Origin of the sequence: Mesonia aquimarina (assembly GCF_003667275.1) — a bacterium.
GTDB classification, from domain to species: Bacteria; Bacteroidota; Bacteroidia; order Flavobacteriales; family Flavobacteriaceae; genus Mesonia; species Mesonia aquimarina.
The window spans coordinates 12,613-37,345 of the sequence record NZ_RCNV01000004.1 but is presented as its reverse complement, the minus strand read 5'-3'; the positions used below and the strand labels follow the sequence as shown (position 1 = coordinate 37,345).

The following is a 24,733-nucleotide window of genomic DNA, read 5'->3' as shown; positions in this document are numbered from 1 at the left end:
GAAAGATAATAGCAATTCAGATAAAAAAATAGAAGGAAGAGTGTTAATAATTATTTGCATTGTATTAAAAATACTTTTTATGTTAAATATTTAAGAAATATTTTTAAATAATGTTTTTGTATGAAACACATGTTTCATTTTATAACAATGATTATAATATGTTAAATTGAAAAAATAAATTTAAATCTAAGGATGCGCTATAAACCTACTATACCAGATTACCTTTCTTTATTAAGAATTTTAATAGCTATTCTACTAGCATTAATAGTATTATTTAAAGGTGAAAAAATAATATTTGGTATTTTGATGATTACTGGCTTTTTAAGTGATTTTTTAGATGGTTATATTGCTCGACATTATAATCAGGTAACAACACGGGGTGCTTCGTTGGATTCGGCAGGAGACGCAATACTTTCTTTAATTGTTATTCTTGGAATTGTGCATTTCGAAACTAGCTTTATTAAAGAACATCTATACAGTATTATACCCGTAGTTTTTCTTTATTTTTTTCAATTAGCTTTTGCTTATTTGAAATATGGAAATTCCAGTAGTTTTCATACTTATGCTGCCAAATTAGCAGCAGGTATTCAAGGTGTTTTTTTTACGGTTATTATATTCTTTAAACCACTACAATGGTTGCTTTATATAACCTTAATTATAAGTGTACTGGAAACACTAGAAGAGATTATTTTAATAAAGAAATTGAATAAACCTCAAACAGATATTAAGGGCTTGTATTGGATATTAAAAGAAAAAAAGTAATAATCTTCTAGGATTGATTTTATAAAATTATATAAAGATATGATTATCAAAATATTATATGTGTAATTTTATAAAAAATAGATAGAAAACAATAGGATTGCTCTACCTTATAGTAATACTCTAACTTTATACTTTTTTTAAGGATTGTTAACTTTATTTAGGCTGTATTTTTTTTACTAACCTATTAATTTTAAAGATAATTCTAAATTTTAATATAATGACTAAGAATCACGGTAACCAAATTAAGGATGATAAGCAATATGAAGAATTGCGTGATAAAGGAATGAGTAAGGAAAAGGCAGCTCGTATTGCTAATACTAGTAATTCCGGTAAAAAAGGAGGGAAGGCGGAAAAGTATGAAAAGCGAACAAAAAAAGAACTTGATAAAAAAGCAAAAGAAATAGGAATAAAAAACTATTCTGAGATGAATAAAGAGGAGTTAATTAAAAAACTTCGTAATCATTAAATAATCTAATTTTAATTTATACTCGCCATTACATTATATAGGGAGTATTAAAATCAAGAAAAGGGATGATTGTCAATAAGAAAAAAAATGGTTATGCCTTAATTTATCATACTGCTCATGGCTTTTTAGCAAGCAAAATAGCTAAAGAATTAAATTTTTCTGTAAGAACACAATATTGGGAGGAGTTGGTATTAGCGATTTGTGCTCATGATGATCAACAGTTAAATTTTGCAGAAAAAAAATATCTTTCAAAAAATGGAATCCCGTTAGATTTTACAGAAAGTTCTGATACGGTTTGGCAAATCCTAAAAAGAATGAAAAGAATTTTTCATCTAGTGTACCCAAAGTCTTTATACAGTGCATTATTAGTAGTTTATCATTTTAATTTTTTATATGGTCATTTGCGAAAAAAAAGTAAGCTTATTCAAGATTTTTTTCTCCAACAAAAAAAAGTTGAACAAGAAGTTTTACGCATCTATTCGCTTACATCTGAAGAGGTAAAATCTGCTTATGATATTTTACGCTTCTGTGATCGTTTATCTCTAATTCTCTGCAAGAATGAAATTCCGACAGGCCATAGAAAATTAGAAATTAATACCTCTATTTTAGATAAAACCTATTATATATTTAAAAATAAAAAAAATCAAATAACTGTAGAACCCTGGCTATTTAAAGAAAATAAAATAAGCTTATCTGTAGAACAGCGTTTGGTAAATATAGCTACTTTTAGCAATGAGGACTCTTTCAAAAGCGCATTAAAACAAACGCAACCTCACTTAGTCTCGTATAGCTTACACCAATCTTAATCAATATTATAATAGCGTTCATGGCTGGATAAAAGAATTATATACAGGTTATACTATACTAATAATTAGTATTACATATCAAGTTTTACAACTGCAATTATGCTCTTATTTCTTGGTTTTAAAATTTAAGATGCCCTGGGTTTATTTGAAATAGAACCTCCTTTCTTGAGTTAAATTTTCTTCAGAATTAGAATGAAACTACTGTCGAATAATGGAAGCAATCATACAACATTCCTATTACAAAAACTTATTAAAATATAAAAATTTTAATTCCAAAATTAAGCTATACAGTTAAGAAAAAAATTATCAGAGATAGAATTTTCAATGATGATTAAAGCAAAACTTTTATACCAAAACAGCTCTCTCAACAATAGTTAACCTCCTCTTAACAAGCTTCGTTAATGTATTGGTAAATAAGGCTTAAAGAAAATTTTCTTAATTATCTTTAAGAAAAAACTAATTGAGATCCTCAACTATGAAAACACTAAGAGCCCTATTTGAACATCAATTAAAAGACTTGTATAGCGCAGAAGATCAGTTATTGAAAATTTTGCCAATTATGGCAGAAAGTACAAATGATAAAAATCTGGAAAATACATTTAGAGATCATTTAGAAGAAACTAAAGATCATAAAAAACGCTTAATTATTATAAGCAAGCATTTACATTTTCAATTAGGAGGTAAAACTTGTAAAGCTATGCAAGGGCTTATAAAGGAAACAAAAAGTTTTTTAGAAGAACAAACTTCAGAAAATGTAAAGAATGCTGGGCTTATTGCAGAAGCTCAACGAATTGAGCATTATGAAATTGCCGGCTATTGGGCAGTTTGTTCTTATGCAGAAGAATTGGGTTTAGATAGTCAAGCAGAAATTCTTAAACAAACTTTAGAAGAAGAGAAAAGAACAGATGAAAACTTAAAAAAAATAGCTCAAAATAGGATTAATAACAAAGCTAAATCCTAGAACCTGCCTTTACTATTTGTATATTCAGATACTAACATTTTACTTAATTCATTTTTATAATTAAAATATTTTTTTATGAAACTAAATGCCTTATTTCTCAATTGTACTTTAAAGCAAAAACCAAAAACTTCAAATACTGAAGCTTTTATAAGACAAGCACAGAAGTTTTTTGATAAGCTTGGTGTCACTTCTAAAAAAATTAGAATAGCCGACTATAATATAGCTTATGGTATAACCTCAGATGAAGGGGATGATGATGAATGGCCAAAAATATTACAACTCATAAAAAAAACAGATATTTTAATTATTGCCACTCCTATATGGAGAGGTGATCGAAGTTCTATAGCTAAAAAGATTGCAGAACGATTAGAGGGAATAATGACGGAAAACCAAAAAGATAATAGCCAATACCCTACATATAATAAAGTAGCTGGTGTAATGGTCGATGGTAATGAGGATGGTGCTAAGAAGGCTATTTCAAATATTTTGTTTGATTTAAATGAGCATGGTTTTACATTGCCTGTAAATGCTTTTTCCTATTATGTAGGGAAAGCTGGACCCGGTCCAAGTTATATTGAAGCAGAAGGTGACAAACATGAATTTACGAATAATATGTTATTAATTATGTTACAAAACTTAGTTCATCTTGCTATAACATTAAAAGAAGCTCCTTATTCTATTGATCTTCAGGAAGTAGAAGAAAAAGCTAAACAGATGAGTTCTTAAAAATAAGAAAATCAGTTGTTTAAAAAATAGTTAAAAAAGAAATTTTCGATGCCTACTTTTTCAGTTTTATCAAAACAATTAATTAAAGATCTATTAGTTTCTTTAAAGAAAAATAATACAGTTTTCTGTAACTTCTCTGATGGAGGTATATTATATATAGAAAAAGGTTTACCCTATTTACTTATTTACAGACAAAAAAAAGATGATGGTGGTATTTCTAGAATGCTTCAAAGTCAAACTTCTTATTTAATAGTAGGAACAGAAAATTTTAAGTTATACCAACAATTAATATATTCCATTGCAGATCATCTTTCCAATAAGTTTAAATCGTATTTAGTATTTGAGATTTATGCGGGAAGTTCGCAAAGTCAATCTTTTTTTATTAAAGGACCTGCAGATAAATTACCAACTACATTAAAAGTCCTTCAAAAAGAATTAAATAAAATGAACCCTGTATATACAGGAAAGTTTTTAGAGGTTGAAATAGTAAATACACCTTATCGCCAAAAGGAAAATGATAAACCTTTACTTAAAGTTGAAGACGCAAAAAAATGCGGAGCATTAGTAGTAGGACTAGAAATACCCCCGGTTTTTAGAACTGAAAAAGGAAAATTATACCCCGTTTTTTTTAGAAGTTTTAGAGATGCATTGATAAAAGTATTGCAAAAAGCTATTTATGAATATATTCGGGTACAAACTTCCAGTGGAATAAGCAGTTATAGTTCTTTAGGTAAAAAAAACTTAAAAGATAAAGTCTTTGAAATTGATAGGAAATTGTCCAATATAGAACGTTCGTATCAGTTTCTTTGGTTGGTTTCTCCTGCAAATATTAATGAAATTAAAACTACTTTTTTTAAAAGTAACTATGAAAACGTTTTGAATTATCATTATCGCTTATTACCAATAGATCCGGATGTTTTAAAAAGAAAATTATATAACCTAAGATTAGAAAAAATCGATGACCCAACAATGTCTTTCCTTTTTCATCAAAAAAGAGAAGAGTTAGATCAACAGATTAGCATGCTAGCTGAACGAGGAACACGCAATTTTTTTTACAATAGTATCCGGCTTTATAAGGGGGTCGAAAAGGACTTGAAAAATAAAGCAATAAAACTTCTTAATGAAGTGTCCGAAGACACAAGTGAGTTTTCAGCAGAGCTGATTAATGCTAAGGATTTTAAATATTTAGCTGAGAATGAATTTAATTTTTTTTCTACTCAAGATCCTAGTTTTAAATGCAAAGTACATATTCGTAAGGATGTTAATATTATGATGGTTTCTCAAGGAGCGCTTTACATTCCGCAAGATTATAAAATGAACGAAAATGAAGCAAAAGCACTCATCCAACATGAAGTAGGAACCCATGTGCTTACCTATTTTAATGGGAAACAACAACCTTTAGAGCAATTAAGTATAGGTTTAGCAGGCTACGATTCTCTTCAAGAAGGACTAGCAGTGATGGCTGAATATCTTGTAGGAGGATTAACGGCTAATCGGTTGCGTACATTAGCAGGAAGAGTAGTCGCAGGAAGTGCATTAATGGATGGAGCAGATTTCATTCAAATTTTCCGATTGCTTTGTAAAGATTATGGATTTTCTAAAGAAAGAGCTTTTAATATAACTTCTAGAATAATGCAAGGTGGTGGTTTTTTAAAAGATATAATTTATTTGAAAGGATTGGTTGAACTTAAAAATCACCTAGAAAAAGGGGGAGAGTATGAACCACTTCTAGCAGGTAAATTTTCGTTAGAACATACACCTATTATAAAAGAACTTACGGAAAGAAGAATATTAAAACAGAATGTTATAAAACCAAGTTTTATATCATATGAAAACTTTAAGAATAGATTAAAATTAATTCGAGATGGTTTACCACTTTCTAAAATGATAGCCACATGAAAATATGCTTTGTATTAAATGATATAGCCACAGAAACTTGTGGTACATCCGTAGCAATTATGACTAAAGCTCATCAAAGAGGTCACACTGTATTGGTAATGAGTGTTGGAGGGTTTAGTTTTCACTATGATTCTCCCATTGGGTTAAACTGTATACAAGTTTTAAAAACAACTAAACTAACTACGTCTAAAAAATTTTTAAAGCATTTACAGAGCAAAAAAAGAAAGAAAAAAATGATAATGGCTGATGAGGTTGACGTTCTTTTTATTAGAAATAACCCTACAGAAGAAGCTTCGGGAAGGAAATGGGCAGAACAAGCCGGAATAGCATTTGGGAGAATGATGCAACAAGCAGGGGTGTTAGTATTAAATGATGCATATGCCTTATCTCATGCATTTATCGACAAATTATATTTTGAAGAGCTACCTCAATGTATAAAACCAGCTTCTATAATTACAAGAAAAAAAGAAGATATTCTTGAGTTTTGGGAAAAACAGAAGAAAAAAATGGTTTTAAAACCTTTAGAAGGATCTGGCGGAGAACATGTTTACTTGATAGATGAGCATGAAAAAAATGTAAATCAAATTATCAAAACTATTACGGAGCAAGGCTATGTAATAGCGCAAGAATATTTACCAGACATTAAAAACGGAGATGTAAGAATCTTATTAATGAACGGGAGACTTATAGAAAGAGATGGTAAACATGCGATGATTCGAAGAAAAATGTGTAAAGGAGAATTTAGAAGTAATTTTAGACAAGGCGCTACAGCAGAAACTGTAGAACTAACTCCTGAAATGAAAAAAATAATAGAATTAACCGCTCCAAAATTAATACAGGACGGGTTATTTTTTGTCGGCTTAGATGTGGTAAAAGATAAATTAATTGAAATTAATGTTTTAAGCCCCGGCGGGCTTGATCATTTTCACGAGATAGGCTATCCTGATTTCACAGATGAAGTAATAGATGCGATTGAAAAAAAATTACACTATAAAAGACTATATGGTAAACAACTTTCTAATCGTGTTTTAGCAACCATGGAATGAAATAGAGAATTATGAATACACAACTAAATAAACAGATTCCTAGAATTATAGGGACGTATGATAGTAAAAAAAAAGGCCCTTTGCTTTTAATTACCGCGGGAGTACATGGTAATGAACCCAGTGGTGTACAGGCACTATTAAATGTTTTTAAAGAATTAAATAAAACAAAACCTGTTATTAAAGGTACAATTTTAGGTCTCGCAGGAAATAAAAAAGCACTCAATAAAAATAAAAGATATATAGATGAAGATCTTAACCGGACATGGACGATAGAAAATTTAGAAAAGAAAAAGATTGAAAGTCACGAAGAAAAAGAAATGTATGAGATCATCAATGTACTAGATGAATTTCCAGAAGAAGAGTATACTAAACGATATTTTATAGATTGTCATACTACATCTTCAGATAGTTTGCCTTATATGTCTGTTCAAGACGTAAATGATAATAATAAATGGGCACATAATTTCCCTACCTATATTGTCAAAGGCTTTAGTGATATTATTACAGGAGATATAGATCACTATCTAAGTAGAAGTGGTTTTACAGGTTTCGTTTTTGAAGCCGGAGAACATACTAGCAAGCATGCCATAGAAAATCATGAAGGAATGATTTGGCTAGCCTTAGAAAAGGCTTGTCGACTTAATTTAAAAGACATTTCAATATATCCGGCTTGTGTGGAAAATTTTGCCAGTATCAATGCACCTAATCAAAAAACTTTTGAAATATCTTATAGAAAAGGAATTTTACCAGAAGATAAATTTGAAATGCAACCAGGATATCAAAATTTTCAAGAAATAAAAAAGGGAGAACTTTTAGCCATTCTAAATGGTAAAGAAATAAAAAGCAAGTGGAATGCACGAATTTTTATGCCATTATATCAGAAACAAGGTGATGATGGTTTCTTTATTATTGAAGAGGTGAAAAATTAATAGATTCAACTATAATTTTTAATACTAAATAAGTACTAATTATAATAAACAATAAACAGTTATGGATGAAATTATTGATCATGATGAGAAAGGAGCGCGAATCCAAGATAAAGAGGTAATAATAATTACAGGAAGTAGCGGATTGATAGGTTTTTCATTGATTAAAAAATTAGCTCCTAAATATAGAGTAATAGGGCTAGATCGGGTAGGGCCACCATACCCACCCTTAGAAGCAGAATGTGTAAATTTTAATATTAAAGACGAGAAAGCCATAGACCATGCAATGGAAAGAATTAGATATGGTTATGGAAGTAAAATAGCCTCTGTTATTCATTTAGCCGCTTTTTATAATTTTAATACTAAAAATAGTCCTGCTTATGAAGAAATTAATTTAAAAGGTACTAGAAACCTGTTAAATCAACTAAAAGATTTTGAAGTAGACCAATTTATATATTCTAGCTCCAATCTAATTTATAAGCCAACAAAACCAGGAAAAAAAATTACCGAAAATAGTCCTATGGAAACCAATTGGGGCTATCCTGATTCTAAATTACATACAGAAAAAATGATTAAAGAGCATAACGAAGGTTTAAAGACGGTTTTCTTACGTATTGCCGGAGTATATAATGATTATGGACATTCCATACCTATTACACAGCAAATTAAAAGAATATATGAGAAAGATTTAAAAAGTCATTTGTATTCCGGTAACCCATCTCATGGAGATGTTTTTATTCATTTAGAAGATTTATTAGAAGCTATAGAAAAAACGGTTGATAGAAGAAAAGACCTCCCTGACGATTTGGCTATTAATATAGGAGAACCTGCCACACCGAGTTATCAAGATTTACAAGATAAAATAGGAGAACTTCTTTTTGATGAAAAATGGGAAACACAACAAATTCCTTCAGAAATTGCCAAAGCAGGAGCGTGGGCCCTTGATTTAGTGAGCGATCCTTTTATTAAGCCATGGATGATAGATCGTGCAGATGATCATTATGAATTAGATATAAGTAGAGCTAAAAAATATTTAGATTGGACGCCCTCTCATTCTGTAATGAAAACCTTGCCTACTATAATTAAAAACCTGAAAGGAAATCCTAATAAATGGTTCAAAAAAAATAATCTTTCATGAAAACAGATAATCACATACCACCAGGCTGGGGTTATAATCCTGCACAATGGTCTCAACGTATCCCTATTGTCATTTTAGCAATAATTGGATTTGGTATCGCTGTATACCTTTCATTATATCAATTAAATATTATTGATGAAGTTTGGGAGCCTTTTTTTGGTAAAGGAAGTATAAAAATTTTGAATTCGAAAGTATCCAATGTTTTACCGGTTCCAGACGCGGTATTAGGAGCTTTTGGCTATTTGGTTGACGCTGTCACCGGGGTAATTGGCGGGACCTATAGATGGAGAACAAAACCTTGGGTAGTTATTGTCTTTGGTTTGGCGGTAGGTCCATTAGGTCTCGTAAGTATTATGCTGGTGGTTTTTCAACCTGTCTTGTTTTCTGCATGGTGTACTTTTTGTTTAGCTTCAGCAGTTATTTCTATTTTAATGATTGGTCCTGCAATGGATGAAATGCTAGCAAGTTTACAGTATATGCAACGGGCAAAAAAAAAGAAGCTTTCATTGTGGAAGGTTTTTTGGGGAGTAAAATCTGAAATTAAAAAAGTAAATTAATTATGTGGGCACAAATTATAAATACAATTTTAGGTTTATGGTTAATGATTGCGCCAGCCGTATTAAATTATGATAACGATTTAGCAAACAATTCTTATATTGTTGGACCTTTAATTATTACTTTTTCTGTAATTGCTTATTGGGAAGCTACTCGTGTAGTAAGAAAATGGAATTATCCATTAGCTATTTGGCTTTTAGCTTATTTTCTTTTTTTTGATTATTCTTCAGAAATTGGATTAATCAATAATATAACGGTAGGTGTTCTTGTATTTGTTTTTAGCACTGTAAAAGGAAAAGTCGAAGGAACTTATGGAGGCGGATGGGGTTCCCTATGGAAAAAAGATCCCATTCACTATAAAGAAGAAAACTAACGGTTTTTTATTACTAATCCTTGAATCTTTTTTTCAATAGTATTTAAATTATATTGGCTAGCTTTTTTTACATTGTCTAATTCATTATATTTAATAGGAGTGGCAATTCCCATTTCTGTAGTAGCTCTTAATGAATAAGGGCAAACCGAAGTTTGGGCATAAGCATTTCGTAGGTAATCAATAAAAACTTTTCCTTTCCGCTTGTTTTTTCGAACAGCGGTTGTAAAATAGACTTGGGTTTTGAGCAGTTAATTCTACAGCAAAGTTTTTTAAATTTGGTTTTAACTCTTCAAAAGTTTTTGTTCTACGTTGAGTATACCAAACATGAAAACCTTTTTTTCCTGTAGTCATGAGTTGAGGTTTTTTTCCTTTTTTCTTGAAAAATTCAACTGTTTTTTTAGTAGCTTCTTTTACCTTTTTAAAGGGATTTTCAGGAGGGTCTAAATCAAAAACTACTTTATTGGGTTTGTAAAGTTTATCTTTTTGGGATAGCCACACATGAAAACTTACTGTGCCTTGATTAACAAGATATAAAAGGCTTTTTTTATTATTACACATTGGTTGATAATTATAAGCCTTTTCGGTTTTTATTTGTATGACATGAATAAAATCAGGAAAGTAATCTGCTGCATTTTTTTGATAAAAACCTTTAGAATCGATTCCATCCGGAAAACGGTGTAGTGTTAAAGGGCGATTTTTAAGATAAGGTAGCATGAGATCTGCTATTTTTTCATAATATTGAATTACTGCTAACTTGGTAATGTTATTTTTAGGAAACCATAGCTTGTCAGGATGTGTAATCTTTACTGCATTAATTTTCATTGCGGTTCTTCTTTTATTACTTCAGTTGGGTTTTTTTATCTTCTCGTATTTCTTCGAGTGTTCTGTCGCTTATCACACTTTTATTTTGGGTACTTAGAGACTTTCGCCTTGCATCAGCATTTTTATCATTTATCTTTGTAAGTAGCCAGTTATTTTTCATATTTCCACTAGTCATTTTAATAAGTGTATAGCCACCTTGCAATTTTTTTCCACTTAAAAAAAATTTTAAGCGTCCTTTTTTATAAGCTTTTTCAAGATTGATTGAAGGGTCTTTTTTTAGATTTTCAAAAGTGCCTTTATCCCATATCATAACCGTGCCACCACCGTATTGATTTTGCGGGATGACACCCTCGAATTTAGCATATGCTATAGGATGATCTTCAGTAGGAATCGCCATTCGTTTAATACGAGGATCAAGACTAGGCCCTTTAGGTATTGACCAAGACTTTAAAGTACCTGCTATTTCTAGTCGAAAATCATAGTGAAGGTTAGTGGCATCATGTTTTTGAATAACAAAAATAGGGTCTTTATGAGTGGTTTTTTTTATGCTCTTATTTCCACTTGGTTCTTTTGTTTTTGAAAAGTCTCTTTTTTTTGATAATCACTTTTTTCCATAAGTGTTATTTTTGATAAAGCTTATATAAGGTACAGGAATTATAAAAAATGAGGGTTTAAAAAATGCTAAGATTTTGATAATAAATTGATTGTGTTATCTTTTATATTTATTACGTTAACAGTTTGTTTTACTTAATGATAAGTATCGTTAAATAAAAAAAGCCGGCAAAAGCCAGCTTTTTTATAGGGAAATAATATGATAAACTACCAATTCAATCCTAAAAATTTATATTCCTCATCAAACTCCCCATTTTTGGTGAACTCTAATTCTGTACCGTCATTTAATTCAATTTCATGTTCTTCTCCATCAAAATCCCACTCTGTTATTTTTTTGTTCTTGTGATGAGAATTTACATAATCCCTAAGTTTTTTTGGAATCAATTCGGCTGGAATTTCTTCATTGCCTTTAATTTGAGTGATATCACCTTTAGAATTAAAATCTATTTTGGTTCCATTTTCAAATTTTACTTGATACATTTCATCTTGATCTCGTTTATCTACATCTACTTTCTTTATCCTTTCTTTAGAGTAATGTGTTTTTACTACATCCTGTGCCGCAGACGGAAAATCCTTAATTTCTTGGGCCGTAGTAAACCCTATGGTTAACAAACCAAGGATTCCACTTAGAATTAATTTTTTCATAGTTTTTGTTTTTTGGTTCACTTTAAAGTTACATACTATCTAAAAAAAAAGAATTAAATTTTTGTGAATTCGTATAATAATAACACAATATGTTAAATACTGTAAAATATTGATATTTAACTGTTAATGAATTGGTGGAAAAGAAATTAAATTGAAAATAATAGAGTAAATTTAAGATATAAAAAAAGTAATAATAACTCTTTATTACTAATTTGTCACAAAGTTTAAAGTTATGAAGACAGATAAACCAAATGAAACCTACCCTGTTGATGAGGGTCAACGAGAAAAATATCAAAAGAAAGAAAAAAAGGACGTTTATCGAGAAAATCCCAAACCCAAAAATTTATGGCAAAAAATAAAAAACTTTTTTAATTAAAAGAAATACGGTTATTTTAAATGAGTAGCGTTTCCAAAAAAGAGTTCTGCACTTTCCATAATGGTTTCCGAAAGGGTAGGATGGGGGTGAATGGTTAAGGATAAGTCACTTGCCGTGGTTCCCATTTCTATGGCTAAACCGATTTCGGGAATTAAGCTTCCCGCATCTTTTCCGGCCACACCACCTCCTAAAATCACTTCACTTTCGGGGTCTATGAGTAATTTGGTGATTCCTGAATTTTCTCCAATCGCCATCGCTCTTCCCGAGGCAGACCAGGGAAACTTCACGATTTTCACCTTTTTATTTTTTCCTTTAGCCTGTGTTTCTGTAAGTCCACACCAAGCAATTTCAGGATGAGTAAATACTACTCCAGGAATAACTTTAGGATCATAACCTGCTCCTTTTTTATTGGCTATTGCTTCTACGGCCACTCTCCCTTCATGAGTAGCTTTGTGTGCCAATAAGGGTTCTCCGGTAATATCCCCTATGGCATAAATATTTTCTGAGGTGGTTTTTCGTTGACTATTTACTTCTAAAAAACCTTTTTCATTGGGAGAAATGTTTATATTTTCCAAACCTAAATCTTTCGTGTTGGGTGTTCTGCCCACTGCCACCAGAACAGCGTCAAATTTTTTGGTTTGTTCTTTGTCTTTTCCTTTTAAAGAAACACTTATACTCTGTTTATTCACTTTTACATGTTCAACTTTAGTGTCGAAGAAGACCTCTTTAAAAGGATGTTTCTCTTCAAACACGTTTACCAAATCTTTATCGGTTCCCGGTAAAAAACCGCTGGTCATTTCTGCTACCGAGACTTTACTACCCAATGCGGCATAAACACTCCCTAATTCTAAGCCGATATAACCACCGCCAATGACCAATAATTTTTTAGGGATTTCTTTTAGTTGAAGCGCATCAGTAGAATCCCACACTTTTTTATGGTCTATTTTAATATTGGACAAGCTCACCGCAGAAGATCCTGTAGCGATAATAGCGTTTTTAAAAGAAAGTGTGGAAGTTTCCTTATCTTTCGTAGTGATCTCTATTTTATTTTCATCAATAAATTTAGCTTTTCCTTGAAAGTATTCAATTTTTCGAGATTTACTTAATTCTCCTAAGCCATTCGTTAACTTCTGGATGACTTTATCCTTCCACTTTTTTATTTTTTTAAGCTCAATTATTGGCTCTTCGAATTTTAGACCCCATTCGGCAGCATTTAGTGCTTCTTCCTTAGTTTTAGCTAAATGCAATAAAGCTTTGGAAGGAATACAGCCCCGATAGAGGCATACACCACCGGGATTTACTTCAGGGTCTATTAAAGTGACTTCCAATCCTAAATCTGCCGCATGAAAAGCTGCTGCATAGCCGCCCGGTCCGGCTCCTAATATTACAAGTTCTTTCTTTTTATCTGCCATATTTTTTGTTTTGTAATTAGCTTAATAAAGCTTCGTAAGGATCTTCCAAGGCTTTTTCAATCCAGTTGATAAAGGCAGCGCCGTCGGCACCATCAATTAACCGATGATCGTAAGATAGACTAAGCGGCAAAATGCTTTTGGGTTCAAACTTGTCTTCAACAAAAACCGGTTTTGTACTTACTCTCGAAACCCCCAAAATAGCAACTTGAGGATAATATACAATAGGTGTAAAGTTAGTGCCGCCAATACCACCTAAGTTAGAAATAGAGAAGTTTCCGCCTTCCATATCTTCTTTAGAAAGTTCCCCATCACGAGCTTTTTGAGCGATTTCTGCAATTTCTACTGAAAGATCTTTAATGCTTTTTTGATCTGCATTTTTAATAACCGGAACAAGAAGTCCTTTCTCCGTAGCGACGGCGATACTTATATTCACATATTTTTTGAGGATCATTTTTTCCTTTTCTACATCTATACTTGCATTGAAGATTGGAAATTGATGCAAGGCTGTAGCTACTATTTTGGTAAGGATGGAAGTTAGGGTAAGCTTTCCTCCGGCTTCTTCTACTTTATCCTGATGTTTTTCTATATAAGCTTCAATCCCTGAAATATCGGCTTCACCAAACTGAAATACATGCGGAATAGATTGCCAAGAAGTGGTCACATTTTTGGCGGTCGTTTTTTTAATGCTGTTTAGTTTTTTCGTTTCAACTGTGCCCCATTTACTAAAATCGGGTAATTTGCTTAACGAAGAACCACTTTTTTTATCGCCATTTTTATGATGATTTTTGACATCTTTTTCGGTAATCCGACCACTTTCACCACTGCCTTTTATCTGTTGAAGATCCACCTTTAATTCCCGAGCTAAGCGGCGAACTCCGGGTGAAGCATGCACTTCACTAGAGTCATTCTTTTCTTCTGAAGAGTTGTCTTTTTCTACCGTTTTATCTTCTTCATCTGAAGAGTTTTCCTGTTCCTTTTTTTCTTGTGTTTTTTTATTTACATCTTCTTCGGAATCCTCATCTTCATCTTCCTGTTGCTGTTCTTCTTCAGTATCTGATTCTTCCTTGGTGTCTTCTGCTGAATCTTCAACTTCATTTTCATCTTTATTTTCCTGTTGTTCCTCTTCTTCAGAAGCAGCTTCTTCTTGCTTATCTTCTGCTGAATCCTCTTCTTCATCGCCTTCTTCTAGGATTAGTACCACATCACCAACTTTTACTTCGTCGCCTTCACTTACCTTAATTTCTTTTACTGTTCCGCCAGAAGTGGCTGGGACTTCGGCTGTTGCTTTATCGGTTTCTACCGATACCACTGCTTGCTCTTCTTCTATTTTATCCCCTTTAGCTACCAATATTTCTGAAATAGTCGCGGTATCTACACCTTCTGAGATTTGTGGTATTTTAATTTCTTTTGCCATGATGAATTGTTTATGCAGTTCTGGGATTTATTTTTTTAGGATCTATAGTTAATTTTTTTGCTGCTTTTTTCAGTTCTTCCATACTTATTTGATTTTGCTGCGCCAGGCCATATAATGCAGCGTAAGCAATATGTTCTGCATCAACTTCAAAAAAACCACGTAGTGCGGCCCGATTATCACTTCTGCCAAATCCATCGGTTCCTAGGCTAATAAGTTTTTCTGGAAAGTAACTGGCAATAGCTTCTGGTAAGGCTTTTACATAATCTGATGCGGCTATAAAAGTTCCTTTTTCGTCTTTTAATTGTTGCTCTATAAAAGTAGGTTCTTTATTCACCTGCGCTTTCAAGCGGTTGTTTCTCTCGGTATCGATGGCGTTGTCGTAAAGTGCTTTATAACTGGTAATGCTCCAAATATCTGCACCTACATCAAATTTATCTTCTAAGAGTTGGGCAGCTTCTAATACTTCTATCATAATAGCGCCGCTTCCAAATAAATGTGCTTTTTTGGTCTGTTTACGTTTGTTGGATTTTTTGAATTTATATAAACCTTTCACGATGTCTTCTCGGCTTATCTCTTTTTGGGGTATTTCTGGCATCGGGAAAGTATCATTGCTAATGGTTACATAATAGAAAAGCTCTTCTTTTTCTACGTACATTTTTTTAATTCCTTCCTCGATAATAATGGCGAGCTCGTAAGCGAAAGCAGGATCGTAAGCTCTTAAATTTGGAAAAGCCAACGCGTAGAGATGACTTTGTCCGTCCTGATGCTGTAAACCTTCTCCTGGAATACTGGTTCTTCCTGAAATACCTCCCATTAAGAAGCCTTTAGCCCCTGCATCTGCTGCAGCCCACATTAAATCTCCTGTTCTTTGAAAACCAAACATAGAATAGAAGAAATAAAAAGGAATGGTATTTATTCCGTGGGTGAGATGGGTGGTTCCGGCGGCTATAAATTCAGCCATACAACCCGATTCGGTTATTCCTTCTTCTAAAATGGCTCCGTCTTTTGCTTCTTTGTAATACAGCAAACTTTCTTTGTCTACCGGATCATACTTTTGTCCATCGGGAGCATAAATTCCTACTTGCCTAAATAAAGACTCCATTCCGAAAGTACGGGATTCGTCCGGAATAATGGGAACGATTAACTTTCCAATGCTTTCATCTTTCATAAGTTTTCCAAGAATTTGGATCATTACCATGGTAGTGGCAGCTTCATCATCACCAGAACCTTTTAAGAAACTTTCAAAAATTGTTGAGTCCGGCGCATCCAGATTAGTGCTTTTGTCTTTTCGGTGGAGAAGATAACCCCCAAGTTCTTTTCTTTGTTGGTGAAGGTATTCGATTTCTTTACTATCTTTTTTAGGTTTGATAAAAGGGATTTTTTCTAGGTCTTTATCTTCTACCGGAATATTGAAAAAATCACGAAAATGTTGTAATTGTTTTTTGTTGAATTTTTTAGTTTTATGAGAAACATTACTAGCTTCTCCTGCGCTGCCTTGACCATAGCCCTTAATGGTTTGCGCTAAAATAATAGTGGGTTTGTTTTTGGTTTCTAAAGCAACTTTATAAGCGTTATAAATCTTATGGAAATCGTGACCACCCCGGGTGAAGTTGTTCAGTTCTTCATCAGAATAATCTTCCACCAGTTTTTTTAGTTCTTTATCACTTCCGAAGAAATCTTTCCGCAGGAATTTACCATCACTATAGGCATATTTTTGAAGTTGACCATCGGTAAGCTTAGTGAGCTTTTCCAGTAATTTCCCACTTTTGTCCTTTTCAATAAGTTGTTGCCATTTTTTTCCCCAAAGCAGTTTTATGACGTTCCAGCTGGCACCATTAAAAAGTTGTTCCAACTCTTGAATTATTTTTCCGTTACCTCGTACGGGCCCATCAAGTCGTTGTAAATTACAATCTATTACAAAAATAAGATTGTCTAGCTTATCACGGGAGGCAATATTTATCGCGCCTCGGGCTTCGACTTCATCCATTTCTCCATCCCCTATAAAAGCCCAGACTTTACTGTCATTTTCTTCTATAAGTCCGCGATTATATAAATATTTATTAAATCTTGCTCGGTAAATTGCTTGAATGGGTCCCAACCCCATAGATACGGTAGGATTGCTCCAAAAATCCGGCATTAAACGCGGGTGAGGGTAAGAAGTGAGTCCGTCTTTGGATTGAACTTCATGCCGAAAATTTTCTAAGTTCTTTTTAGTTAACCTTCCTTCTAAGTAAGCTCTAGCATAGATCCCGGGAGAGGCATGTCCCTGAAAATACACCTGATCTGCTATTTCATTTTTATTTATTTTGAAAAAATGTTGAAAACCGACTTCCCAAAGTTGGGCAATAGAGCCATAGGTAGAGATATGCCCGCCAATACCGGCATCTGCTTTATTGGCTTTTACGACCATAGCCATCGCATTCCAACGAATATATGCCAGTATTTTTTCTTCTAGTTCTTCATCTCCCGGGTAATCTACTTCTTCTTGTGTGAGGATGGTGTTTTGGTAAGGAGAGCTTAATTCTTGTGGTAAATTTATTTGATGTTTTTTAGCTTCCTTGTGAAGGATTTCTAAAAGTTCACTGGCTCGTTTGGTCGATTTATTTTGGATAATCCAAAGAAAAGAATCTACCCATTCTTGATTCTCAATGGCGGTAGCGTTTTTTTTGTTTTTTGGACTCATATTGAAGAAGGTTTTTTAGAAATTAACTAGACATCAATGAAATTAAATATAAGTAGGTTGAAAATGAAGGTAATTAACACAGCTATAGCATGAAAACCCTAAGTTTTATCATTATTCTAACTTTTGATAAAAATAGGAAGCATTTTAAATATAAAAGAACAGGATTCTCTATCTATATATTAGGAAAGGGTTTCTATAGATAATTAGGTAGTATGAAAGTCTAGGATAGTAAGATAAAGAAGAGGCTGTCTAAAAAGATTAAAAAAGTGTCATTCTGAATTTATTTCAGAATCTCATATTACTGAAATACAAATCAGTATGAGAACCTAAATCAAGTTCAGGTTGATAAAAGTAGACTTTTTAGACAGCCTCTTTTTTTAATACATGTTTCTGTTTTTTTTTACCCTTAGTTAGTAATGGTGAAGGAAACTTTTGCATTAATTGCAAAAGATGTAACTTTATTGTCATCAACATTTGCGTGCATTTCTTTTACGTAAACAGATTTGATATTACTTACGGTTTTACTTGCCTCTTTTACGGCTTGTTGAACAGCATCATCAAAACTTTTTTCTGAAGAGGCAATTACCTCAATTACTTTTACAATACTCATAGCTTTAGTTTTTGTGGTTAAAAATTTATTAATAACGAAAAATAACTGTTATTACTTTTAAAGAGTATAGGGATAGGTCAGACACTTTTTAAAAATCATTAAATCAACTTTCTCTAACAAAAAATTAACTTGAAAAAAATAAAAAACCAAGTAGAAATAGAACGATTAATATGACTACAATAATGGCAATCATTTCTGTATTTCTCATTTTTCTTTTTTTTCGATGAATTTCAGATTTATCTGAACGATATTTCCCTGAATCTTTTTTTTTCATAACAGTCTTTTTTCTTCACATTAAGATTAATAATTTTTTAAAAGAAAAGAAAATAAGGATGTAGAATTGTGTGATTTGTGTTATGATTTAAAGCATAAAAGCTATTAATTAGGTTTGCTAAAAAATATCAACGTTTGTTCTAGAAAAGTTACTTAACTTGGTTTTAACAAGCTTCGTTAAGTTACTGATAAATAGATGCTAACTCTCATAAGTAGGCTGTATATTTAAATAAAGAAGGAACTCCTTTTCTCATAAAGTTTACACAATATGTTTAACATTGTTTTCATAGGAATATTAGCCACTAGTGCTATGACGTTATTTAGTTTTTTATATGAAGAAATAAACTCGGGTAAGTTTAAGGAACCCCATTTATTAAATTCATTGATACGGCATTCTTCTAGTATTCCCTTATCACCTTTTAAAAATAATTGGTTGGGGTGGTTTGTACATTATTTTATTGGGCTTGTATTTGTAATAACTTTTGAGCTAGTTGTATTTTATGATATACTAGAGTTTTCTGTTTGGAATTCACTTCTATATGGTATTGTAATAGGTGTCATAGGAATAATAGGCTGGAATACAATGTTTGTCTTAAATACAAAACCTTCTAATTTAAAGCCGAAACATTATTATAAACATTTAATCGGTGCCCATGCAGTGTTTGGTATTACAATGGGATTAGGTTATATGCTTTTAGGATAAAGACTGAACAAGAACGCGAATAAGTTGTAATGAAAAAGCTTGATACGGAATATACTTTAATTACAGGCGCTAGTAAAGGTTTAGGAAAAGCTATTGCTTTTGAATTAGCACAAAGAAATATAAATCTTCTCTTAGTAGCTTTACCTAATGAAGGTTTAGAAAAAATAGCAGGAAATTTAAACAACTCAAAAATTATTGTCGACTTTAAAGAGTTAGATATCTCAAATACTGATGAACGTGAAGATTTTCTTCAACTAGTAAAGAAGGAATATAGATTGTCAGGATTAATTAATAATGCAGGAATGGGTGGTAATGAATATTTTTTAAATGAAAAATTAAGTGAAATGCATGCTATGCTAGAAGTAAACATAGTAGCAGCAGTACTTTGTACTAGATCTTTATTTCCTCTTTTATTAAAGAATAAAAATTCTTATATTTTAAATATTTCTAGCCTAGCTGCTTTTAGTCCCATTGCTTATAAATCTGTATACCCGGCAACAAAAGGTTTTATTCATCAATTTACATTGAGCTTGCAAGAAGAATTTAAAAATAAGGATATTCTAATTAGTGTGGTACATCCGGGGCCGATGAGAACTAATAATGAAATATCTAATAGACTGAAAAATCGAGGTTATTTAACAAGAAAATTAACTTTATCTCCAGATGATGCAGCTAAAGCTATAGTAAGAAAGTTATTTAAGAGAAAAAGTATTATTTATCTCCATAGTTGGCAAAGATTAGCCTATATCCTAATGAGAATTATACCTACCCCAATAAGTGTTTTGTTATTGAGTAGAATAGCAAGAAAAGAGTTAAAAAATAGATCAAAATGAGAATACTGGTTACAGGGGCTAATAGTATGCTGGGTACGCATTTAGTTAAAGACTTACTGCGGCAAAATTATAATGTCCGCGCTATGGTAAGAAAGAAGAATAAAATGATTGTTTCTTCTCATGCACAACTTGAAATAGTAAAAGGAGATTTAAAAGATAAAACAAGTTTAGTTGTTGCGGTAAAAAATGTGGATGCAATTATTCATAATGCTGCATTTACTGCTCAAAATGAACCTTTATACGAAAAATATTACCAAATAAATGTATTGGGTACTCAATATCTTCTAACAATAGCGATTCAAGCTAAGGTTAAACGTTTTCTTTTTGTTAGTACAGCACCAACTTATTATAGAAATAAACATCCAAAAGGTAAAGTGCAGCGTTTGATAGAAAAGACCTACTATTCTCAAAGTAAAATCGAAGCCGAAAATATAGTAATGAAAAATGCTTCCTTTTTACATGTAAATAGTATTCATCCTACTTTTATGATAGGTAAGTATGATAGCAAGCCTAGCTCAGGAAAAATTATTCAATGGATGTACAGAAAAAAAATAATAGCTTATCCATCGGGAGGTAAAAATTTTGTAAGTGCAAGACAAGTAAGTCAATCAATTATAAAAATTCTTGAAAAAGGAAAAAATAAAAAATCATATTTAATAAGTGGTGAAAATTTAAGTTATAAGCATTTTTTTCAATTATGCTTACAAGTCACTAAGCAACAATCAACCTTAATTAAGATTCCTTCATTCCTATTAAGTATAGCAGGATGGTTAGGTGATATCATAAGAAAATTAAATATAAAAACGAGCTGGTCTACAATACACATGAAAATTCTTTCTACAAAAACTTATTATCAAATAAAAGCCCAATCTTTTGAAAGAGTAAAAACAAATTCAGAACAATTGCCGATCAGGTTGGAAGAAGCCATCAAATGGATGCAAAAAAATAACATAATCTAATTATTATGAATTTAAAAAAATACTTTCTATTAATATACATTCTATTGTGGGGATATGCTCTTGTCGTTTTCTTTTCATCGCTAAGTATTGAACCTGAAAAAATAATTGAACACGCCCTACGCTATGTAAAAGTTTTATGGATCTGTTGGGTCATTAAAATTACTATGGCCATTTATATAAAATGGAAAAAAAGAAGTACTGTGTTCTTTTATATTATTTATGCTTTATACGCAATTAATACTTTATTACTTGTGGGATTCTTTATTAATGCACCAGATCATGTATTTTTAGATAAGAATCAGAATTGGGAATTAAAATTATTTTTGACTACAGTTATAATATTTATTTTAACGGGTATTTTACAATTAGCAGTTAATTGGTTTACCAAACGACCTCATCGTAAAATGAAATAGAAAGTACAATGATGAAAGAACATAAATTAGAAAGCAAATGGCATAAAGTAAAAGGAAAATTCAAGCAGAAATATGCCAATTTAACAGAGAAGGAACTTTCTTATCAAGAAGGAAGGTTTGAAGAAATGATCGGTAATCTCGTAGAAAAAACCGGAAAAAGTGAAAAAGAGATTATGAGAGAAATAAAAGATGGGTAAGTTATTTAAAATTTTTTGGCTAAAAAATTTAAGTTGGAATATCCGGTTCATACAAGGAATTGTATGTGTTCTCTCGTGATTTTTTTAATTCTAATTTTAGATAAAGATAAGCGGTTAATAATAGAAAAGCAATACCGCATAAAATAATGCCTGACAGAAGAGAAGAGGAGGAGATTATGATTCCACACCCGAATAACAGCAACGAAAATAAAGGTTCACATATACTATAGTCCTTTTGAAAATGAGAGTGATTATTTTTCTTAAACGCTTTCGGTTTTTTAAATAAATAAGACCACCAACAAAAAGCTCCTAAATAGATATAACCCAAATGGATGTAGTAGCCTAAATTATGGCGAAAAAAATCAAGTTTAGTAGTAATTCCTAATACAATGTACTGAAGACATAGATGGAAAATAATACTCGAGATAGCAATAGTACTAATATGTGAGGAAACCGGTAAGTGCATTAAAGATAAAGCACAATTGGTAAAAAGAGCTAAAAAAGGTAAGCCTAATAAATTAATCCAACCGGTAAGTTGAATAGAGCTTTCCCATTTTTTTCTAAGAGAGAAAAAACTATCTTTCCATATAAACTTAAGAGATTCAAGATTTCCTATAATCCATTTAGCCCGTTGTATTTGTAAAGAGGTATAGGTAAATGGAAGCATTCCCTTTCCAATTTTTTCAGAACATTGATACGTAGTATATCCTTTCTCGAGTAGGAGAATCCCTAATTGTGTTTCTTCATTTATATAATGATACGGCCAGCCTCCAACGGCGTCAAGCGTTTTCTTTTTAATTAGAAGAAGATTTCCATTAGGAATGCTGGAATAGGAAAAATTAAAAGGTGCAGTATAACATTTGAAGTGATGATCCATTTCTGCCTGCAGTCCTATAGTTGAACTCCCCATGTTAATATAATCTCGAGGAAATTGTAGCAGATCAACTTGGAGGCTTTGCATTTGTTTAACTATTTTTTCTATTGCATTATGTTTTAGCCAATAATCTCCGTTTAACGTAAATATATATTCTGTTTTCGGATGCGTGAATTTACGACAAAGGTTAAGTGCTCCTGTTTTATTGCCGTCGATTGTTTTAACTTGAATGAATTTTACTTTATGACCTAAGCTGTTACAGTAACTTTTTAGGGGAGACCACAGACGAGGATCGTGGGTGTGATGACATAGTATAATTACTTCATAATTTTCATAGGTTTGATTTACAATAGAGCGAATTGTATTACATACTATTTTTGGAGAGTCCATACAAATAGAAATATGAATACTTACTTTAGGCTGTAACGAATTAGGAACATTTTTTTTGGTAGGCAGATAAGACCTTTGTCCTATAGTGATTCTTGAAAATTCAATAATAATTAATAAAAAAAGATTGAGGAATAAAAAAATTTCTGCAAGTATAGGGAGGTAAATATAACTAAGGATAAATGCAACACATAGCAAAAGAATAGTGGCACCATATATTTTCATAACAGAGAAATTTTATTTCTCCTAAGCTAAAATTTTGTTAACAAAAATACTGTCTTTATCCGCATATCTTTTAATAGATTAAATATAGTAAATGTTTTAACGATTTATTATGAATGTATATTATTAACTTGCAACTTTTTTTATTTCCCATAAAAATTCTGATTTTTTTTCCTAAATTCAGAAGGACTCATTTGATAGTTTTCTCTAAAAAGTTTTGAAAAGTAACTTTTACTCGAGAGACCAATTTTATCCACAATCTCAGAAATATTACAATCAGTGGTTGCTAATAATTCCTGGGCTTTTTCTAAACGCACTTTTTGTATATAACGATTTACCGTGAGTTCGTATAATTCTTGAAATCCCAGTTGTAACTTATTAACATTTAAACCTGCATCTTGTGCGTAACGATTTACGGTTTTTATATTTGTTAAATCACTTTTAATGAGTTGTGCTATTCTTTTAATATTTTCAACTTCAGAAGATCTCAAGGTAGAGATACTATTTTTTCGTAAATCTTGCTGAAACAATCTTAAATGATGACCGAGTATTTGATATGCTTTTCCTTCTAAAAAAATTTTTTTGAGAAAATCTTCTTCTTCAAATTTTCTTATTTCATGGAGGAGATCGGCTATTTTTAAATTATAATAGCCTTTATGATAAAAAAACTTTTCTGTACTGATATCTCCAAAAATCTTATTTAATTCAGGAGAAAGATTTTGCAATTCAGTACTCATTTTATTTTTAAATAGATAACGTTCAATTTCTAAACTGTTAAAATTAATATAGTCTTTTTTAGGGAAATAAAAGGCATGAGAATGGTTAACATCACTCGTGATAATCGCCCGTTGATATCCCTCTAAACTTTGCGGATTAGGTTTGCCTTCTAAAAAATGAAGCAAATTACTTTTTAAATTAAATAAAAACTTTAAAGGAGCGTTTTTCGAACCTTTGAATATAAATTGAGTATCCTCAAAAAAAATACATTGGTAATCCATCATTGTCAATCCTCCCTCAAAATTTATAGATTTAATAAATCCTTTTCCGGTGTGCGATGGGATCTCAACTAAACATTCACTACAGTTCTGCGCATAGGTGGTACTTAAAGAATGAGCTATTTCTTTAATAACATCTTCTTGATTATTTGAAGTAATAGTAATTCGTTTCAATAGCGGTTTTATTCCAAAATTACTCATTTCTTTTACTGTTTATAGGAGGTAGAGCGATTACAACTTATTGTATCAATTTTTATGCGAATTTTGTTAGTTCAGAGTTTAATATTGGTATGAATTTACAAAATAGAAACCTTACCTATAGCTAGCTTAACAGAAGATTATAAACACTTATTAAATTAAAGTTAAAAACTAAGTTTAAGTTAAAAACTGATATTTAAGTTTTTATAAGTAATAAGAAAAATATAAAAAATTTCATCTACTACTAAAACGTTCGTTTAATCGATATGAATAGTTCGCTTGTTAAAAAAATTAACAATTATGGATTGTCAATTTTGTTAGTTTTTTATTGTAAAGCTATATAAATTGTTATGAGAATGGATTAAATTAGGAAAGGTGTATTATCATACAACAAAAAAGCATAGTTCATAAGTTCGGATAATATGCTAGTTTCAATAAAATTAACTA

At 31.4% G+C, this 24,733-nt stretch carries 27 protein-coding genes and 1 pseudogene; 17 read left to right on the top strand and 11 right to left on the bottom strand.

Features of this window, described 5'->3' with window-relative positions; genetic code table 11:
• Positions 1–192: 192 nt before the first annotated feature.
• From D9R05_RS07220 to D9R05_RS07170, 11 genes are all read left to right on the top strand, one after another.
• On the top strand, positions 193–762 hold the full coding sequence (locus D9R05_RS07220; protein WP_121666554.1) for a CDP-alcohol phosphatidyltransferase family protein: 570 nt from the start codon (positions 193–195) through the stop codon (positions 760–762).
• Positions 763–979: 217 nt separating this feature from the next.
• The gene (locus D9R05_RS07215) at positions 980–1,228 is read left to right on the top strand and encodes a DUF7218 family protein (protein ID WP_121666553.1); all 249 of its coding nucleotides are present in this window, start codon (positions 980–982) and stop codon (positions 1,226–1,228) included.
• 65 nt (positions 1,229–1,293) lie between these two features.
• Positions 1,294–2,034 (top strand): DUF3891 family protein, encoded by a 741-nt coding sequence (locus D9R05_RS07210; RefSeq protein WP_121666552.1) that lies wholly within the window; start codon positions 1,294–1,296, stop codon positions 2,032–2,034.
• Positions 2,035–2,509: 475 nt separating this feature from the next.
• Positions 2,510–2,995, top strand: coding sequence for a YciE/YciF ferroxidase family protein (locus D9R05_RS07205; protein WP_121666551.1), 486 nt, complete (start codon positions 2,510–2,512; stop codon positions 2,993–2,995).
• A gap of 75 nt (positions 2,996–3,070) precedes the next feature.
• A complete protein-coding gene (locus D9R05_RS07200) occupies positions 3,071–3,721 on the top strand; it encodes a flavodoxin family protein (protein WP_121666550.1) in 651 nt (216 codons plus the stop codon).
• Positions 3,722–3,769: 48 nt separating this feature from the next.
• Positions 3,770–5,620: a flavohemoglobin expression-modulating QEGLA motif protein gene (locus D9R05_RS07195; protein WP_121666549.1), complete on the top strand. Its 1,851-nt coding sequence runs from the start codon at positions 3,770–3,772 to the stop codon at positions 5,618–5,620.
• Positions 5,617–6,666, top strand: a complete 1,050-nt coding sequence (locus D9R05_RS07190) for a glutathione synthetase (protein WP_121666548.1) — start codon at positions 5,617–5,619, stop codon at positions 6,664–6,666. Before D9R05_RS07195 ends, D9R05_RS07190 begins: the two co-directional genes overlap by 4 nt.
• Before the next feature lie 11 nt (positions 6,667–6,677).
• Positions 6,678–7,595 carry a succinylglutamate desuccinylase/aspartoacylase domain-containing protein gene (locus tag D9R05_RS07185; protein ID WP_121666547.1) on the top strand — a complete coding sequence of 306 codons (918 nt, stop codon included), beginning with the start codon at positions 6,678–6,680 and terminating at the stop codon, positions 7,593–7,595.
• A gap of 61 nt (positions 7,596–7,656) precedes the next feature.
• A complete protein-coding gene (locus tag D9R05_RS07180; RefSeq protein WP_121666546.1) occupies positions 7,657–8,730 on the top strand; it encodes an NAD-dependent epimerase/dehydratase family protein in 1,074 nt (357 codons plus the stop codon).
• Positions 8,727–9,287, top strand: coding sequence for a vitamin K epoxide reductase family protein (locus D9R05_RS07175; protein WP_121666545.1), 561 nt, complete (start codon positions 8,727–8,729; stop codon positions 9,285–9,287). The genes D9R05_RS07180 and D9R05_RS07175 overlap by 4 nt, the downstream gene beginning before the upstream one ends.
• Before the next feature lie 2 nt (positions 9,288–9,289).
• A complete protein-coding gene (locus D9R05_RS07170; RefSeq protein ID WP_121666544.1) occupies positions 9,290–9,658 on the top strand; it encodes an SPW repeat domain-containing protein in 369 nt (122 codons plus the stop codon).
• Here D9R05_RS07170 and ligD (D9R05_RS15745) read toward each other — a convergent pair.
• From ligD (D9R05_RS15745) to D9R05_RS07155, 4 genes and pseudogenes are all read right to left on the bottom strand, one after another.
• Positions 9,655–9,840: a non-homologous end-joining DNA ligase LigD gene (gene ligD / locus D9R05_RS15745; RefSeq protein WP_394340560.1), complete on the bottom strand. Its 186-nt coding sequence runs from the start codon at positions 9,838–9,840 to the stop codon at positions 9,655–9,657. The two genes, D9R05_RS07170 and ligD (D9R05_RS15745), sit on opposite strands and share 4 nt — an antisense overlap.
• A complete protein-coding gene (gene ligD, locus D9R05_RS07165; protein WP_121666543.1) occupies positions 9,836–10,480 on the bottom strand; it encodes a non-homologous end-joining DNA ligase LigD in 645 nt (214 codons plus the stop codon). The genes ligD (D9R05_RS15745) and ligD (D9R05_RS07165) overlap by 5 nt, the downstream gene beginning before the upstream one ends.
• A 16-nt stretch (positions 10,481–10,496) precedes the next feature.
• Positions 10,497–11,063: pseudogene (locus D9R05_RS07160) on the bottom strand (DNA polymerase ligase N-terminal domain-containing protein); the annotation flags it as partial.
• Positions 11,064–11,299: 236 nt separating this feature from the next.
• Entirely contained in the window at positions 11,300–11,737 is a 438-nt protein-coding gene (locus D9R05_RS07155; RefSeq protein WP_121666542.1) for a PepSY-like domain-containing protein, read from the bottom strand.
• A 232-nt stretch (positions 11,738–11,969) separates the two neighbouring features.
• Between D9R05_RS07155 and D9R05_RS15475 the strand changes: the two genes are divergently transcribed.
• Complete coding sequence (locus tag D9R05_RS15475; RefSeq protein WP_162984918.1) at positions 11,970–12,113, top strand: hypothetical protein; 144 nt, start codon at positions 11,970–11,972, stop codon at positions 12,111–12,113.
• 11 nt (positions 12,114–12,124) lie between these two features.
• On the opposite strand, the gene lpdA is transcribed toward D9R05_RS15475, so the two are convergent.
• The 5 genes from lpdA to D9R05_RS15470 all read right to left on the bottom strand — a co-directional run bounded on the left by lpdA (position 12,125) and on the right by D9R05_RS15470 (position 18,506).
• Positions 12,125–13,525 (bottom strand): dihydrolipoyl dehydrogenase, encoded by a 1,401-nt coding sequence (gene lpdA / locus D9R05_RS07150; RefSeq protein WP_121666541.1) that lies wholly within the window; start codon positions 13,523–13,525, stop codon positions 12,125–12,127.
• Between the two features lie 16 nt (positions 13,526–13,541).
• Complete coding sequence (locus D9R05_RS07145; protein ID WP_121666540.1) at positions 13,542–14,939, bottom strand: 2-oxo acid dehydrogenase subunit E2; 1,398 nt, start codon at positions 14,937–14,939, stop codon at positions 13,542–13,544.
• Positions 14,940–14,949: 10 nt separating this feature from the next.
• Entirely contained in the window at positions 14,950–17,622 is a 2,673-nt protein-coding gene (gene aceE, locus D9R05_RS07140) for a pyruvate dehydrogenase (acetyl-transferring), homodimeric type (protein WP_121666539.1), read from the bottom strand.
• A 406-nt stretch (positions 17,623–18,028) separates the two neighbouring features.
• Positions 18,029–18,232, bottom strand: coding sequence for a dodecin family protein (locus tag D9R05_RS07135; RefSeq protein WP_121666538.1), 204 nt, complete (start codon positions 18,230–18,232; stop codon positions 18,029–18,031).
• A gap of 124 nt (positions 18,233–18,356) precedes the next feature.
• Complete coding sequence (locus tag D9R05_RS15470) at positions 18,357–18,506, bottom strand: hypothetical protein (RefSeq protein ID WP_162984917.1); 150 nt, start codon at positions 18,504–18,506, stop codon at positions 18,357–18,359.
• Between the two features lie 267 nt (positions 18,507–18,773).
• Here D9R05_RS15470 and D9R05_RS07130 point away from each other — a divergent pair, with 267 nt between their 5' ends.
• The 5 genes from D9R05_RS07130 to D9R05_RS07110 are packed head-to-tail and all read left to right on the top strand — an operon-like array spanning position 18,774 to position 21,610.
• The gene (locus D9R05_RS07130; RefSeq protein ID WP_121666537.1) at positions 18,774–19,208 is read left to right on the top strand and encodes a hypothetical protein; all 435 of its coding nucleotides are present in this window, start codon (positions 18,774–18,776) and stop codon (positions 19,206–19,208) included.
• Positions 19,209–19,237: 29 nt separating this feature from the next.
• Entirely contained in the window at positions 19,238–20,041 is an 804-nt protein-coding gene (locus D9R05_RS07125) for an SDR family NAD(P)-dependent oxidoreductase (RefSeq protein ID WP_121666536.1), read from the top strand.
• Positions 20,038–21,000, top strand: a complete 963-nt coding sequence (locus D9R05_RS07120; protein ID WP_121666535.1) for an SDR family NAD(P)-dependent oxidoreductase — start codon at positions 20,038–20,040, stop codon at positions 20,998–21,000. Before D9R05_RS07125 ends, D9R05_RS07120 begins: the two co-directional genes overlap by 4 nt.
• A 5-nt stretch (positions 21,001–21,005) precedes the next feature.
• A complete protein-coding gene (locus tag D9R05_RS07115; RefSeq protein ID WP_121666534.1) occupies positions 21,006–21,413 on the top strand; it encodes a hypothetical protein in 408 nt (135 codons plus the stop codon).
• An 8-nt stretch (positions 21,414–21,421) separates the two neighbouring features.
• Positions 21,422–21,610 carry a CsbD family protein gene (locus tag D9R05_RS07110; protein WP_317124594.1) on the top strand — a complete coding sequence of 63 codons (189 nt, stop codon included), beginning with the start codon at positions 21,422–21,424 and terminating at the stop codon, positions 21,608–21,610.
• A 28-nt stretch (positions 21,611–21,638) separates the two neighbouring features.
• On the opposite strand, the gene D9R05_RS07105 is transcribed toward D9R05_RS07110, so the two are convergent.
• Both D9R05_RS07105 and D9R05_RS07100 read right to left on the bottom strand, forming a co-directional pair.
• Positions 21,639–23,096 carry a glycosyltransferase gene (locus tag D9R05_RS07105; RefSeq protein ID WP_121666532.1) on the bottom strand — a complete coding sequence of 486 codons (1,458 nt, stop codon included), beginning with the start codon at positions 23,094–23,096 and terminating at the stop codon, positions 21,639–21,641.
• 140 nt (positions 23,097–23,236) lie between these two features.
• On the bottom strand, positions 23,237–24,289 hold the full coding sequence (locus D9R05_RS07100; RefSeq protein WP_121666531.1) for a helix-turn-helix domain-containing protein: 1,053 nt from the start codon (positions 24,287–24,289) through the stop codon (positions 23,237–23,239).
• Positions 24,290–24,733 lie beyond the last annotated feature (444 nt).

What these genes read in the sequence shown, in the direction of transcription:
- D9R05_RS07185 (WP_121666547.1), top strand. Translation starts at nt 6,678, where the DNA reads ATGAATACACAACTAAATAAACAGATTCCTAGAATTATAGGGACGTAT.
- D9R05_RS07205 (WP_121666551.1), top strand. Translation starts at nt 2,510, where the DNA reads ATGAAAACACTAAGAGCCCTATTTGAACATCAATTAAAAGACTTGTAT.
- D9R05_RS07210 (WP_121666552.1), top strand. Translation starts at nt 1,294, where the DNA reads ATGATTGTCAATAAGAAAAAAAATGGTTATGCCTTAATTTATCATACT.
- D9R05_RS07145 (WP_121666540.1), bottom strand. Translation starts at nt 14,939, where the DNA reads ATGGCAAAAGAAATTAAAATACCACAAATCTCAGAAGGTGTAGATACC.
- ligD (WP_121666543.1), bottom strand. Translation starts at nt 10,480, where the DNA reads ATGAAAATTAATGCAGTAAAGATTACACATCCTGACAAGCTATGGTTT.
- D9R05_RS07130 (WP_121666537.1), top strand. Translation starts at nt 18,774, where the DNA reads ATGTTTAACATTGTTTTCATAGGAATATTAGCCACTAGTGCTATGACG.
- D9R05_RS07200 (WP_121666550.1), top strand. Translation starts at nt 3,071, where the DNA reads ATGAAACTAAATGCCTTATTTCTCAATTGTACTTTAAAGCAAAAACCA.
- D9R05_RS07110 (WP_317124594.1), top strand. Translation starts at nt 21,422, where the DNA reads ATGATGAAAGAACATAAATTAGAAAGCAAATGGCATAAAGTAAAAGGA.
- D9R05_RS07155 (WP_121666542.1), bottom strand. Translation starts at nt 11,737, where the DNA reads ATGAAAAAATTAATTCTAAGTGGAATCCTTGGTTTGTTAACCATAGGG.
- D9R05_RS07135 (WP_121666538.1), bottom strand. Translation starts at nt 18,232, where the DNA reads ATGAGTATTGTAAAAGTAATTGAGGTAATTGCCTCTTCAGAAAAAAGT.
- aceE (WP_121666539.1), bottom strand. Translation starts at nt 17,622, where the DNA reads ATGAGTCCAAAAAACAAAAAAAACGCTACCGCCATTGAGAATCAAGAA.
- D9R05_RS07100 (WP_121666531.1), bottom strand. Translation starts at nt 24,289, where the DNA reads ATGAGTAATTTTGGAATAAAACCGCTATTGAAACGAATTACTATTACT.
- D9R05_RS07180 (WP_121666546.1), top strand. Translation starts at nt 7,657, where the DNA reads ATGGATGAAATTATTGATCATGATGAGAAAGGAGCGCGAATCCAAGAT.
- D9R05_RS07220 (WP_121666554.1), top strand. Translation starts at nt 193, where the DNA reads ATGCGCTATAAACCTACTATACCAGATTACCTTTCTTTATTAAGAATT.
- D9R05_RS07195 (WP_121666549.1), top strand. Translation starts at nt 3,770, where the DNA reads ATGCCTACTTTTTCAGTTTTATCAAAACAATTAATTAAAGATCTATTA.
- D9R05_RS07120 (WP_121666535.1), top strand. Translation starts at nt 20,038, where the DNA reads ATGAGAATACTGGTTACAGGGGCTAATAGTATGCTGGGTACGCATTTA.
- D9R05_RS07170 (WP_121666544.1), top strand. Translation starts at nt 9,290, where the DNA reads ATGTGGGCACAAATTATAAATACAATTTTAGGTTTATGGTTAATGATT.
- D9R05_RS07175 (WP_121666545.1), top strand. Translation starts at nt 8,727, where the DNA reads ATGAAAACAGATAATCACATACCACCAGGCTGGGGTTATAATCCTGCA.
- D9R05_RS07115 (WP_121666534.1), top strand. Translation starts at nt 21,006, where the DNA reads ATGAATTTAAAAAAATACTTTCTATTAATATACATTCTATTGTGGGGA.
- D9R05_RS15470 (WP_162984917.1), bottom strand. Translation starts at nt 18,506, where the DNA reads ATGAAAAAAAAAGATTCAGGGAAATATCGTTCAGATAAATCTGAAATT.
- D9R05_RS07190 (WP_121666548.1), top strand. Translation starts at nt 5,617, where the DNA reads ATGAAAATATGCTTTGTATTAAATGATATAGCCACAGAAACTTGTGGT.
- lpdA (WP_121666541.1), bottom strand. Translation starts at nt 13,525, where the DNA reads ATGGCAGATAAAAAGAAAGAACTTGTAATATTAGGAGCCGGACCGGGC.
- D9R05_RS07125 (WP_121666536.1), top strand. Translation starts at nt 19,238, where the DNA reads ATGAAAAAGCTTGATACGGAATATACTTTAATTACAGGCGCTAGTAAA.
- D9R05_RS07105 (WP_121666532.1), bottom strand. Translation starts at nt 23,096, where the DNA reads ATGAAAATATATGGTGCCACTATTCTTTTGCTATGTGTTGCATTTATC.
- D9R05_RS15475 (WP_162984918.1), top strand. Translation starts at nt 11,970, where the DNA reads ATGAAGACAGATAAACCAAATGAAACCTACCCTGTTGATGAGGGTCAA.
- D9R05_RS07215 (WP_121666553.1), top strand. Translation starts at nt 980, where the DNA reads ATGACTAAGAATCACGGTAACCAAATTAAGGATGATAAGCAATATGAA.